The 12,469-nt window shown below is 65.4% G+C and carries 12 protein-coding genes; 6 read left to right on the top strand and 6 right to left on the bottom strand.

Annotation, left to right across the window (positions count from 1 at the left end):
* Positions 1–5: 5 nt before the first annotated feature.
* Positions 6–350: an ArsR/SmtB family transcription factor gene (locus tag G9Q80_RS01820; protein WP_043144587.1), complete on the top strand. Its 345-nt coding sequence runs from the start codon at positions 6–8 to the stop codon at positions 348–350.
* Positions 351–450: 100 nt separating this feature from the next.
* Positions 451–1,509, top strand: a complete 1,059-nt coding sequence (locus tag G9Q80_RS01815) for a YeeE/YedE family protein (protein ID WP_088716370.1) — start codon at positions 451–453, stop codon at positions 1,507–1,509.
* Positions 1,510–1,566: 57 nt separating this feature from the next.
* Here the strand turns inward: G9Q80_RS01815 and G9Q80_RS01810 are convergent, their stop codons facing one another.
* Positions 1,567–2,154 (bottom strand): riboflavin synthase, encoded by a 588-nt coding sequence (locus G9Q80_RS01810; RefSeq protein WP_069208167.1) that lies wholly within the window; start codon positions 2,152–2,154, stop codon positions 1,567–1,569.
* Between the two features lie 88 nt (positions 2,155–2,242).
* Here G9Q80_RS01810 and G9Q80_RS01805 point away from each other — a divergent pair, with 88 nt between their 5' ends.
* From G9Q80_RS01805 to G9Q80_RS01795, 3 genes are all read left to right on the top strand, one after another.
* On the top strand, positions 2,243–3,535 hold the full coding sequence (locus G9Q80_RS01805) for a capsule polysaccharide biogenesis protein (RefSeq protein WP_069208134.1): 1,293 nt from the start codon (positions 2,243–2,245) through the stop codon (positions 3,533–3,535).
* Between the two features lie 95 nt (positions 3,536–3,630).
* Positions 3,631–4,776 (top strand): polysaccharide biosynthesis/export family protein, encoded by a 1,146-nt coding sequence (locus G9Q80_RS01800; protein WP_088716369.1) that lies wholly within the window; start codon positions 3,631–3,633, stop codon positions 4,774–4,776.
* Positions 4,777–4,806: 30 nt separating this feature from the next.
* On the top strand, positions 4,807–6,819 hold the full coding sequence (locus G9Q80_RS01795; protein ID WP_232788287.1) for a capsule polysaccharide biogenesis protein: 2,013 nt from the start codon (positions 4,807–4,809) through the stop codon (positions 6,817–6,819).
* Between the two features lie 122 nt (positions 6,820–6,941).
* Here G9Q80_RS01795 and ribD read toward each other — a convergent pair whose 3' ends face one another.
* The 5 genes from ribD to G9Q80_RS01770 form a co-directional block, all read right to left on the bottom strand.
* A complete protein-coding gene (ribD, locus tag G9Q80_RS01790; RefSeq protein ID WP_088716389.1) occupies positions 6,942–8,042 on the bottom strand; it encodes a bifunctional diaminohydroxyphosphoribosylaminopyrimidine deaminase/5-amino-6-(5-phosphoribosylamino)uracil reductase RibD in 1,101 nt (366 codons plus the stop codon).
* Entirely contained in the window at positions 8,042–8,509 is a 468-nt protein-coding gene (gene nrdR, locus G9Q80_RS01785) for a transcriptional regulator NrdR (protein WP_043144595.1), read from the bottom strand. The genes ribD and nrdR overlap by 1 nt, the downstream gene beginning before the upstream one ends.
* Positions 8,510–8,642: 133 nt before the next feature.
* Positions 8,643–10,181 carry a zinc-binding metallopeptidase family protein gene (locus G9Q80_RS01780; protein WP_232788286.1) on the bottom strand — a complete coding sequence of 513 codons (1,539 nt, stop codon included), beginning with the start codon at positions 10,179–10,181 and terminating at the stop codon, positions 8,643–8,645.
* Positions 10,182–10,183: 2 nt separating this feature from the next.
* Positions 10,184–10,939 carry a DUF1353 domain-containing protein gene (locus tag G9Q80_RS01775; RefSeq protein ID WP_088716368.1) on the bottom strand — a complete coding sequence of 252 codons (756 nt, stop codon included), beginning with the start codon at positions 10,937–10,939 and terminating at the stop codon, positions 10,184–10,186.
* Between the two features lie 88 nt (positions 10,940–11,027).
* Positions 11,028–11,450, bottom strand: a complete 423-nt coding sequence (locus tag G9Q80_RS01770) for a secondary thiamine-phosphate synthase enzyme YjbQ (RefSeq protein ID WP_088716367.1) — start codon at positions 11,448–11,450, stop codon at positions 11,028–11,030.
* A gap of 90 nt (positions 11,451–11,540) precedes the next feature.
* On the opposite strand from G9Q80_RS01770, the gene yghX reads away from it, so the two are divergent.
* Positions 11,541–12,449, top strand: a complete 909-nt coding sequence (gene yghX / locus G9Q80_RS01765) for a YghX family hydrolase (RefSeq protein WP_088716366.1) — start codon at positions 11,541–11,543, stop codon at positions 12,447–12,449.
* Positions 12,450–12,469 lie beyond the last annotated feature (20 nt).

Below are 12,469 nucleotides of genomic sequence, written 5' to 3'. Positions count from 1 at the left end.
GACGCATGGCACTTCCGGTACTGCATGACGATCTGACGGACGACGAGCTTGACGCCATCGTGGACAAGGCAACCGCCGCCTCGTCCTTTCTAAAGGCGATCAGCCACGAAGGGCGCCTGATGATCCTGTGCCATCTGGTCACGGGTGAGAAATCCGTGACCGAGCTGGAAGAACTGCTCTCCGCACGCCAGGCCGCCGTCAGCCAGCAGTTGTCGCGCCTGCGGCTGGAAGGGCTGGTGGTGCCGCGCCGGGACGGCAAGGCGATCTACTACCGCCTGGCGGACGACAGGCCGCGAAAGATGCTCGAATGCGTCTACGACCTGTTCTGCCGCGACGACGACGAGGCCTGACGCCCGCGCGGCCAACGCATCGCGAGGACGCTTGCGCGGTTTCGGGGACACTTGCATAGTATGCGGGCCAGGTTTGGCGGGTCAGGAGGAGGGCCCGTGCATGATGGATTATCTGACCGAGTATCACCTGGTCGCCCTGGTGGGGCTGGCCACGGGTGTGCCCTTGGGGCTTGCTGCGCGGCTTGGCCGCTTCTGCACCCTGGGGGCGATCGAGGACGCGCTTTATGGCGGGTCCACCGTACGGCTTCGGATGTGGGGCATGGCGATCGGGCTGGCGGTGCTGGGCAGCTTTGCCCTCATGGCCTCGGGTCTCCTGGCCGATACCGCGACCTACTACCTGTCGATCCGCTGGATGCCGCTGGCCTCGATCCTGGGCGGACTCGTCTTCGGCTACGGGATGGCGCTGTCGGGGATGTGCGGCTACGGCGCGATTGCCCGGCTGGGCGGCGGTGACCTGCGCAGTTTCGTGATCGTGCTGGTCATGGGCGTGGCAACCTTTGTCGTGCTCTCCGGCCCGCTGGCGCCGCTGCGCGCGCTGGTTTTCCCGCAAGAGCCGGTCACGACCGAGGTGCCGCCGGGCATCGCGCACCAGCTGGCCGCGCTGAGCGGTATCTCGGTCAACCTGATCGGCATGGGGATCGGTGCATTGATCCTGATCGGCTCCGCGGCATCGCGCGCGGTCTGGGAAAAGCCGTCAAAGGTGGCCTGGGCGGCGGCCGTGGGCCTCGCCGTGGTGGGCGCCTGGGCGGGCACATCGTGGGTGGCCCGCACCGGGTTCGAGGCGCTGCCGGTGGTGTCCCACAGCTTTGCCGCCCCGCTGGGCGACACGATCCTGTGGTGGATGACCGGATCTGCCCGCCCCCTGAGCTTTGCGGTAGGCTCCGTGGCGGGCGTCTGGTCCGGGGCCTTCATCGGCTCGCTCTTCAAGGGACACTTCCGCTGGGAGGCCTGCGAGGACCCCAGGGAACTGCGCCGCCAGATCATCGGCGCGGCCCTCATGGGCGGCGGCGCGGTCATTGCCCTGGGCTGCTCCATCGGCCAGGGGCTCAGCGCCTTTTCCGTGCTGGCCATCTCGGCACCGGTGACCTTTGCCGCGATCTTTGCCGGGGCGGCGCTGGGTCTGCGGCAACTGATCGTGGGGTTCCAGCCGGCGGAGTGATCCGGCGTCTGGAGTCCCGTATCGCTCATTGCCGGTCAGAGGCGGTTCAGAACGCGCTCAACCCCATTCCTGCAGGCGCGCAACATAGCGCGCCAGCGTGTCGATCTCGAGGTTGATGCGGTCACCCACCTTGATCCCGCCCCAGGTCGTCACCTCCTTGGTGTGCGGGATGAAGTTTATGCCGAAATCGCGACCGTCGACTTCGTTCACCGTGAGGGACGTGCCGTTCAGCGCAACCGAGCCTTTGGGCGCGATGAATTTCGCCAGTGCCTCGGGCGCGCGAAAGGTCACGCGGGTGCTGTCACCCTCGTCCACCATGGCCACGACCTCGGCGACACCATCGACATGGCCGGACACGATGTGCCCGCCCAGTTCGTCGCCCACCTTGAGCGCGCGTTCCAGATTGATCCGCATGCCCTCGGCCCAGTCTCCGATATTGGTCTTGGAGACGCTCTCGGCCGAGATGTCGACGTCGAACCAATCGTCGCCCAGGCCCACGACGGTCAGGCAGACACCATTGCAGGCGATAGAAGCCCCCATGTCGATACCAGCGGTGTCATAGGATGTGCCGATGCGCACACGCAGGTCGCCGCGGTGCTCCAGCGTCCGAACAGTGCCCATGTCTGTGACGATGCCTGTGAACATGCCTTGCCCTTTCCCGGCCTTCAAAGCCTTATTTTCGTCGAACTCGCGCGGTAGAACTTTGCTCAGCAACCGGACATATAGCGGCATCATGGTCAAGGCAACTGGCGACAAACGGGTCTTTCTGTTCCTTCAGGGACCGCACGGGCCGTTCTTTCACCGGCTCGGCGCCATGCTGCGCAAGACCGGTGCCGAGGTCTGGCGCGTGGGCTTCAACGCCGGTGACCGCGCCTTCTGGTTTCACCCGAAAAGCTACCTGCCCTATCGCGGCATCCCCGATGAGTGGCGCCGTTGGTTTTGCGACCTCGTCGAGGCGCGCGGCATCACGGACATCGTGCTATACGGCGACGTGCGGGCGATCCACGCCCAGGCCGTCGAAGAGGCCAAGGCGCGCGGGTTGACGGTGCATGTCTTCGAGGAAGGTTACATGCGGCCCTACTGGGTCACCTATGAACGCGGAGGTTCGAACGGGCATTCGCGGCTCATGCGGATGAGCGTGGATGACATGCGCCGGGCGCTCGAACTGTCGGACATGGAGGCGCCGCTGCCTCCGGCCCATTGGGGCGACATGCGCCAGCACATCTTCTACGGCGCGCTGTACCACTGGTTCGTGATGTTCCGGAACGGGGAGTATCGCAACTTCCAGCCGCACCGCTCGCTCAGCGTGTTCCAGGAATTCGTGCTGTATTTGAAACGTCTGCTGCTGATGCCTTTCGGCTGGGCGGATCGCGTGATCGCGACCACGCGCATCCGCATGGGCGGATTTCCCTATCACCTGGCTCTGATGCAGCTGGAACATGATTCCAGCTTCCAGCAGCACTCTCCGTTCGACACGATGCCCGATTTCGTCGACCTGGTAATCGCGGGCTTTGCCGAGGGCGCGCCGGGCCACCACCACCTGGTGTTCAAGGCCCATCCGCTGGAAGATGGCCGCGCGCAGGTGCGCCGTGCCGTGGCGCAATCGGCGCGGAAACACGGGGTGGCCGACCGGGTGCACTACGTCCGCGGTGGCAAGCTGGCGCAACTCCTGAACGATGCCCGCAGCGCGGTGACGGTCAATTCCACCGCAGCCCAGCAGGTTCTGTGGCGTGGCATACCGATCAAGGTCTTCGGCGACGCGGTCTACGCCAAGCCAGAGTTCGTCTCGACCCAACCCCTGCCGGACTTTTTTGCATTGCCCACACGGCCGGACAACAAGGCCTACAAGGACTACCGGCGCTACCTGCTGGAAACCTCGCAATTGCCCGGCGGTTTCTACTCGGCGCGCGGAAGGCGACAACTGCTGCGACAGGTTGTCGACATGATGCTATCGCCCGACGATCCCTATGATGCCCTGTCCCGTGGCACCGCGGCGCCGAGGCAACAGTTGCGCGTCGTGCACTGACGCGCCGGCAACCCCGGACTGGCTTTTTTGGCCGGACTCCGGTAGGTTGCACAAAAAACCTGAGGCAGAACAAAACAGGTCGAGGAGACCGAGCAGTGAAACAACCCCCTCTCCGGTGGGCGCGTGGAGTCGCGCTCCTGGTCGCGGTATCGCTTGTGGCGGCCTGCGGCCTTCCCCGCGTTGGCCCCAACAAACGCGAAATTTTTGCCGGATCGGTTCAGCGCGAGGGTGACGCCTTCATCGTTTCCGTAAACGACCGCGTGACGCGCGCGACCTCTGTTGTTCCGGCGCTGGGGTTTACCGAAGCGTTCAAGAACGCAGGCGTTCTGGGCTCTGACACGATCCGCCCGGGCGATACGCTGGGCCTGACCATCTGGGAAAACGTCGATGACGGCCTGCTGGCCGCCGAGGCTGCCAATTCCACCGTCCTCGAAGAGGTGCAGGTGGATGGCGCAGGCTTCATCTTTGTCCCCTACGCCGGGCGCATTCGCGCCGCGGGCAACACGCCCGAACGCATCCGCCGGATCATCACCGAACGGCTCGAAGACCAGACCCCCGATCCGCAGGTCGAGGTGCGCCGCGTCGCGGGCGACGGATCGACCGTCAGCCTGGTGGGCGCCGTGGGCGGCCAGGGCGTCTATGCCATCGAACGGCCGACGCGCACCCTGTCGGCCATGCTGGCCCGCGCGGGCGGCATCTCCATCGATCCTGAAATCGCACAGATCACCGTCCTGCGCGGCGACCACAAGGGCAAGATCTGGTTCCAGGACCTCTACGAGAACCCCAAGTTCGACATCGCCCTGCGCGGTGGCGACCGCATCCTTGTCGAGGAGGACACCCGGTCCTTCACCGCGCTGGGGGCCACCGGCACCCAGGCGCGTGTGCCCTTTGACAGCCAGGTCATCTCCGCTGTTGAGGCAATTGCCCAGGTCGGCGGGCTGATGGCCGCCGCCGCGGACCCGACCGGCGTTTTCGTCCTGCGCAACGAACCTGCGGAGGTGGCCAACCAGGTGCTTGGCCGTGACGACCTGATCGGAGCGCAGCGCATGGTCTACGTCCTGGACCTGACCGAACCCAACGGCATGTTCATGGCCCGGGACTTCGTGATCCGCGACCAGGACACGCTGTACGTCACGGAGGCGCCCTTTACCCAGTGGAACAAGGTGATTGCCGCCCTGACCGGTACGCTGGGCGCGGTCAGCACGCTGACCACTGCCGCCGACACGCTGTCGGGTGAATGAGCCGCCTTGGCCAACGGACACATTGAAACGGTGAGCGCCGGGGGCCCCAGCCCCCGGCGTTTGCACGTCTACAATGGCGGGTTTCTCTGGCACAGCCGGTTGCGCCGCATCCTCCGGCTGGCTGGCTATCGCGTGACCCTTGGTCGACCCGGCCCCGAGGACCTTGTGGGCGTCTGGGGCCAATCGCCCTACGCGCATCGAGGCGAGACCGTGGCCAAACGGACCGGGGCCGGCCTGGTCAGGATCGAGGATGGCTTCCTGCGCTCACTGCACCCCGGTCGCGCCGGAGAGCCGCCGCTGGGCCTCTTGATCGACCATCGCGGCGTGCATTTCGACGGGCGCAGGCCATCCGACCTAGAAACCCTGCTGAATACGCATCCCCTGGACGATACCGCCCTTCTGGACCGGGCGCGGGGCGTCATGGCGCGCATGCAAGAGGCGCATCTCAGCAAGTATTCCGCCACACGGCTGGACGTCGATCCGCCCGAGCCGGGCTATGTGCTGGTGATCGACCAGACGCGCGGCGACGCCTCAGTCCGAGCCAGCGGGGCGGATCGCGCACGGTTTCTCGAGATGCTTTTCGTCGCGAGAGAGGAAAACCCCGGCGCGCGCATCGTGCTGAAGACTCATCCGGAAACCGGCGCGGGCTACCGCCCCGGGCACTACACGCCAGAGGATGCGGGCGGAGAGGTTACGCTTTATGATGGCCCCGCCTCGCCATGGTCCCTGCTGGAGGGGGCCACCTCGGTCTATACCGTCTCGTCCCAGATAGGGTTCGAAGCGATCCTGGCAGGGCATCGTCCGCGCGTGTTCGGCCTACCCTTCTACGCGGGCTGGGGACTGACACAGGATGAAGAGGTCATCCCGCGCCGTACTGCCCGGCTGACACGCGCGCAGCTGTGTGCCGGGGCACTGATCCTCTTCCCCCACTGGTACGACCCGCATAGCGATCAGCTGTGCGAAATCGAGGATACCCTTGGCGCGCTCGAGGCACAGGCCCGCGCATGGCGCGAGGACAGGGCCGGCTGGGTCGCCTCCGGCATGCGCCTGTGGAAAAGACGACACTTGCAGAAATTCTTTGGGCGCCAAAGCCGGATACGCTTCGAAGATAATGTGAACAGAGCCGGGGATATCGCCAACCGGGAGGGACGTGCCCAGATGTGTTGGGCCGGCAAGGCGAGCGGAGAAACCGTACGAGTCGAAGATGGCTTTCTCAGATCGCGCGGTTTGGGGGCCGATCTGGTCCCACCGCTGTCCCTGGTGCTGGATTCCAGGGGAATCTACTACGATCCGACCCGTACTTCGGACCTCGAAGGCTGGATTCAAAAACGTGCCACTGGACTGCGACCCGACCAGACACGACGTATCCACAGGCTGATCCTAACTCTCGTCACGGATAACTTGTCCAAATACAACCTGTCCGGTTCCCTGCCCGATCTGCCCGCAGGCCGCCGCATTCTGGTGCCGGGACAGGTCGAGGACGACGCCTCCATTCTATCGGGCAGCCCGGACGTCCGCCGCAACGCCGACCTTCTGGCGCGCGCTCGCCTGGAAAATCCTGATGCGGTGATCCTGTGGAAACCCCATCCGGACGTTGAGGCCGGTTTGCGAACCGGCGTCGTCGACAATCCGGACCGCTGGGCCGACGTGGTCCTGGACCGATGTGATATCGGGGCCCTCCTGCGCGAGGTCGATGAGGTCTGGACCATGACCTCGCTCACCGGGTTCGAGGCGCTCTTGCGCGGATGCCAGGTGGTGACACTGGGCGCGCCTTTCTACGCGGGATGGGGTCTGACGCGGGACATCGGGCCGGTGCCCGCGCGCCGGCTGCATGGTCCCCGCCCCACGCTCGAGGCGCTGGTTCATGCGACGCTGGTCGATTATCCCCGCTATTTCGATCCGCTGACAGGTTTACCCTGCTCCGTAGAATGCACCGTCAATCGCCTGAAAACCGGCAGGATTCCGTCTTCGGGTCCGGCGAACCGAATGCTGGCGAAACTGCAGGGCGCGCTGGCCAGCCACGCGGATCTCTGGCGGCGTTAAGGCTTTGTTACAGTTAAGTGACATATTCACCTGATAAAAAGTTATTTTCAGACTTATCCACATGCGGATGACCCTTGGTCAACAAGGTGCAGCCGCAATTAACCTTCTGTTAACACTTTGGATTACGCGCTCTGACGCCGGCGCCAGACGTGTCGGATATCCGCCCCAGCACCCACAACATCCACAAGGTCGAAACGCGGCGCCTCGTCCAGGCGCGCCACCCCCAGGGCACCGATGCCCGGATAGCCCTCGGCCCCCAGCGCCATGCCCGCGGTGAAGACCTGCAGCTCGTCCACCAGGTCATGCAGCAAGAGCGACGCGGCAAGCTGTCCGCCGCCCTCGCAGAAGACCCGCGTCAGCCCCTCGGCCCCCAGCGCGCGCAACATGGCCAGCGGATCGATACGCCCACCAGAGATCTGGCAAGGCAGCAGACGGGCGCCGACCCCCTCCCAGGCGGTCTTCAATTCACTGCGCGCCTCGGGTCCGTGGCAGAGCCAGAGCGGCACGTCACGGCCACTTTGCGCAAGCTGGCTCATCAAGGGCACGTCGATCAGCCGCGAGACGACGACGCGCACCGGTTGGCGCCTGTCGCCAAAGCCGCGCACCGTCAGCTGGGGATCATCGGCCCGCGCGGTGCCCGCGCCGACCATCACCGCGTCATGGCTGGCGCGCAGGGCGTGAACCGCGCGGCGGGCCTCAGGCCCCGTGATCCACTGGCTTTCGCCGGTCGCCGTGGCGATGCGCCCGTCCACCGTCATGGCCAGTTTCAAGGTCACCCAGGGACGTCCCTGGGCGATCCGCAGGAAAAAGCCCGCGTGGTCCGAGAGGGCCTGTTCAGCGCCAACGCCGGTCGTGACCTCGACGCCATGCTGGCGCAGGTAGCCAAAGCCCTGTCCGTCCACCCTTGGGTCGCTGTCGGCGATGGGTGCCACCACACGGGCGATCCCCGCCTTGGCAAGCGCTTCGCAACAGGGCGGCGTCGCGCCATGATGCGCACAGGGTTCCAGGGTGACATAGGCGGTAGCGCCCTGTGCCGCCGCGCCGGCCATCGCCAGCGCCTCGGTTTCCGCATGGGGTCTGCCGCCCGGCGCGGTCCAGCCACGCCCGACGACCCGGCCCTCGCGGACTATGACGCAGCCCACTGCCGGATTCGGCCAGCATTGCCCCATGCCGCGACGGCCCAGCGCCAGCGCATGGGCCATGTGGCGCCGATCGTCGGATATCACTTCTCGGCCTGGGTTTCTGGACGCAACTCGCTGACGAACTTGTCAAAATCGTCCGCGGCCTGGAAATTCTTGTAGACGCTGGCAAAACGCACATAGGCGACGGTGTCGATCCGGGCGAGCGTCTCCATGACGATTTCGCCGATCATCTTCGACGGGATGTCGGTTTCACCCATGCTTTCCAGCCGCCGCACGATGCCGGAAATCATCTGGTCGATGCGCTCGGGGTCTATCGGGCGCTTCTGCAGCGCAATCCGGATCGAGCGTTCCAGCTTGTCCCGGTCAAAGTCCTCGCGCCGTCCGTTCGTCTTTATAACAACGAGATCCCGCAACTGGACCCGCTCATAGGTGGTGAAACGACCGCCGCAGGCGGGGCAGAACCTGCGCCGCCGGATCGAAACGTGATCCTCTGCCGGGCGTGAGTCCTTCACCTGGGTGTCGATATTTCCGCAAAACGGGCAGCGCATGGGCCCATCCCCTCGTTTTTCTTGGTGTTCCTGCCTCTGGTCATGGGGTTTGCCCCCACTTATCCACAGCCACTATAGGTCAGCCGCCATAATTTGGGTAGAGGGGATTTGACGCCGCTAGATAAAGCCTGGCTCAGCCCGGGATATGCCAGTGCCGCCCGCGCGCCGTGGTAACATATTCAGGCCAGGGCAGATCGACCGGTGCCGGATAGTCGGCCAGCGGCGGGATCGGGTTGGCTGTTCGGCGCTCCTCGAACTCTGTCCAGCAGGTTGCGCGCGCGGTTTCGTCCGTCAGCAGGCGCAGCGCCGTGCGCGACAGTACGCGGCCAGCGGTCTGCACGCTCGGGTCGATCAGTTGAGGGATGCCGCCAAGCGCATTCATTGCCCAGGGCGGATAGGGGCCGCCGCGCAGCGCCGGGCGGCCGATGTAGATCCGAGCCGTGGGCGCGTGCCAGCACATGTCGGTGTAATCATCCGAAGTGCTGTTCAGCTGGGCGGGAGGCAGATCCCGGCGCAGGATCGCCTCTGCCTCCTGCGGTGCGATGAGACGGGTGCATTCGGGGATCAGCGGATCGTCCGTGGCCTCTGCCCCGCAGGCGGTCTGGACCTGTCGCGCCAGGTCCAGCGCCTCTGTGCTGTAGTCCGGTGCCCCGACGTCCTGCAGAGCCTCCCAGGCAAGCTCGGCCAGGGCATGATTGGGCAGACCGGGGCGAGACTTGCTGACCCAGATCTTTTCCACGGTGCAGCCGGTCACCTGCGCCACATGCTCGGCCAGCCGGTCCAACTGGGCGGTGATCTGGTCGGCCATCTGCAGGTCGGGCACGCGCATCAGGTACTGCAGGTCGGCCTGCCGCGCCGGCAGGTTGTCCGCCGTCGCCTGCCCCGTCGACAGGATCGCCTCAGACACGGACCAGCCGCCGCGATGCGGCAGCATCGACTCCCGCAGGGAGCGGCCCATCTGATACATCATGACCAGCGCGTCGTTTGCGCCCGGCGCGCGCACGTCGGAATGACTTTGCGGGATCGGCGGCGCCCCATCGCTGCCCTGCATCCAGGTCTGCGGCGCCTCGCAACGAAAGCGGTAGACAAAAGCATAGGCCGCCCCGCAATGGGTGTCCCAACGGACGGTATTGCAGAGCGGCAGCATGTAGAACGGATGCCAGGACAGCATCGCGGCCAGCCCGTCATAGTATCCCGCCGCCGCATGTAGCGGTTTCGAGCCGCGCACCTTTTCCGCCGGCTCGCCCGTGATCTGCAATCCGCCCGGGATGCCATGTGCCTGCATCGCCGCCTTGGTGGCCAGGACACCCGCCAGCGCCCCCATGCCAAGGGCCGAATGCGGATCGGTATGGCCAGCGGCCAAGGGGCCCAGGCCCTCGCGCGGGGCCTCCCAGGGCACAGGGGCCTGGCAATTGGCCGGCACCGCGTCGTATTCGGCATACATGCCGATCATCGGGCCATCGCCCTGCGACCAGCGCGCGCAAAAGGCGGTGGGCATCCCGGCCGAGCCCTCCTCGACCTCGAATCCCTCTTCGCGCAGCCGGGCGACGTACCATTCGGCCGAGCGATATTCGCGCCAGGCCGGTTCGCCATAGTCGAAAATCCGTGCGCACCAGGCCGAGAGATCCCCGGCATGGTCCGCGATCCAGCGGTCCGCTGTGTCTTTGCTCACGTTCAGAACTTCCTTGGGTCGGACGCCTCGCGCAGGTAGGCGGGTATGGTCTGCGCCTCCCCCGATAGCAGCAACTGGCCCCGCTCTTCCATCCATTGCTCGATTTCCTCGGGCGTGGGATCGGCCAGCTCGATCCATTCCAGGCACCATTCCATTTCCTGCAACAGAACCTCGTCCGGGATATGCGCCAGGGAAACGTCCGGCTCATTCCAGCGCGGACCGCCCAGGAAGACGGCGGCATACATGATCTTGGCCTTCTTGGGGGGCGTCCCGTTGACCAGCAGCGCCTCGTAGAACATGCGATGAACCTCGCGCCAGCCGCGCGTGCGATAGGTGGACAGCTCCTCGTTGCCGACACCGCAATAGGCATCGTGCAGGGCAGCGGCCATCAGGTATTCGCGGCTTTGCCGATCACCGATCAACGGCGCGAAGATCACCGGGATGGTGGCACCGTCGGTCAATGTCTGCGGAGGCGCCGACCAGGTTTCGCCACTGGCGTCGATGAAGTCGATCTGTGCCCGTGTCGGCAGGAAAGCGTGGTGAAAATTCTCGATGAAGACCGGCTCTCCGGCCATCTGAAGCGGTCCGCCGATGAACCGGCACAGGCGGTCACGGCTTTCGACCTCGAGGCAGGTCGAGGCGGTTGCCGCCGCTGTGCGGGCCAGGTATTCAGGCACACCGATCACCGCCCCGGCCCCGCCTGCGACGAGCAGGAGGCCAACGGCGAAAAGCGCCCGACCTTTCGTCTTGCGTTGCATGAGTTCAATCCCGGTTACGGTCTGGAAAACCTATCAGGTTTGAACCGCAGTCTACCAGCGCGCCCCCCCGGAACAATGGCGGAAAACCTCACCCGCCGATGTGGGCCAGGACCTCGCGCCGGTGCGGGGCGTCCCGGTGTTCGAAAAGGTAGATGCCCTGCCAGGTACCCAGCCCCAGCCGCCCCTGCACCACGGGGATGGACAAGCTGACCGGCAAGAGCGCGGCCTTGATATGGGCGGGCATATCGTCCGGCCCCTCGCAGCGGTGGGTCAGGTAGTCCATTTCGGGTGTGTCTGCGCGTGGCACCAATCGGGCGAAATAGGCATCCAGATCGCGCCGCACATCCGGATCGGCGTTTTCCTGGATCAGCAGGCTTGCCGAGGTATGGCGCAGGAACAGGGTGCACAGCCCCTCTTGCGCCCCGACAGCGGCGGCCCATTGCGTCACCTCTTCGGTGAATTCATACAGTCCGGCACCCCCTGTCCGGATGATGAAGCTTGTCCGCGGCATGACCTTCCCCGGCGTAATGACCCGCCTATCTTAGTGACATCCGGCCGCCGGAACCGCAACGGCCCGGCCCGGATCACAGGGAGCCTTGCCATGAACGACCAGACACTGCCGCGCCGGATGACGGCCGCGGATTTCGACCAGGAACTTCTGGACCTCTATGATTTTTACGCCCACGGGCGCATCACCAAGCGCGAATTTCTGGACCGCGCCGGGAAATCCGCCGTTGGCGGGCTGACCGCGGCCGCGCTGCTTAACATGCTATCACCGAACTACGCCCTGGCCGAGCAGGTCAGTTTCAACGACCCCGACATCACCCCGGAATACATCGAGTACCCATCGCCAAACGGGCACGGGTCGGTGCGCGGCTACCTGGTCAAACCGGCCAATGCCACCGGCCCGCTGCCAGCGGTGGTCGTCGTACATGAGAACCGCGGGTTGAACCCTTATATCGAAGATGTTGCGCGCCGGGTGGCCAAGGCCGGATTCATCGCCCTTGCGCCGGACGGGCTGTCCAGCGTCGGCGGCTATCCGGGCAATGACGCCGACGGGCGCGAGCTGCAGCGCATGGTGGACCGCGAGAGATTGATGAACGACTTTTTCGCTGCCTATGAATTCATGGCCAGTCACGATGACACCACGGGCAAGGTCGGCTGCGTCGGGTTTTGCTACGGTGGCGGCGTCTGCAATGCGCTGGCCGTGGCCTACCCGGAGCTGGGCGCCTCCGTCCCGTTCTACGGTCGGCAGGCGGCTGTCGAGGACGTCCCGCGGATCCAGGCGCCGCTCTTGCTGCACTATGCCGAACTGGACGAGCGCATCAACGAAGGCTGGCCCGCCTACGAGGCCGCGCTACAGGAACACGGCAAGACCTATACCGCCCATATTTACCCCGGCGTGAACCACGGTTTCCACAATGACTCGACCCCGCGCTACGACGAGGCTGCGGCGAAATTGGCCTGGGAGCGCACCATCGCCTTCTTCAACGCGCATCTGACGACCTGAAGAGAGCGGGCCGGAAGCCG

The sequence above is a fragment of the Mameliella sp. LZ-28 genome (genome assembly GCF_012274245.1).
Classification (GTDB): domain Bacteria; phylum Pseudomonadota; class Alphaproteobacteria; order Rhodobacterales; family Rhodobacteraceae; genus Antarctobacter; species Antarctobacter albus.
This window is presented reverse-complemented; position numbering and strand designations above follow the sequence as displayed.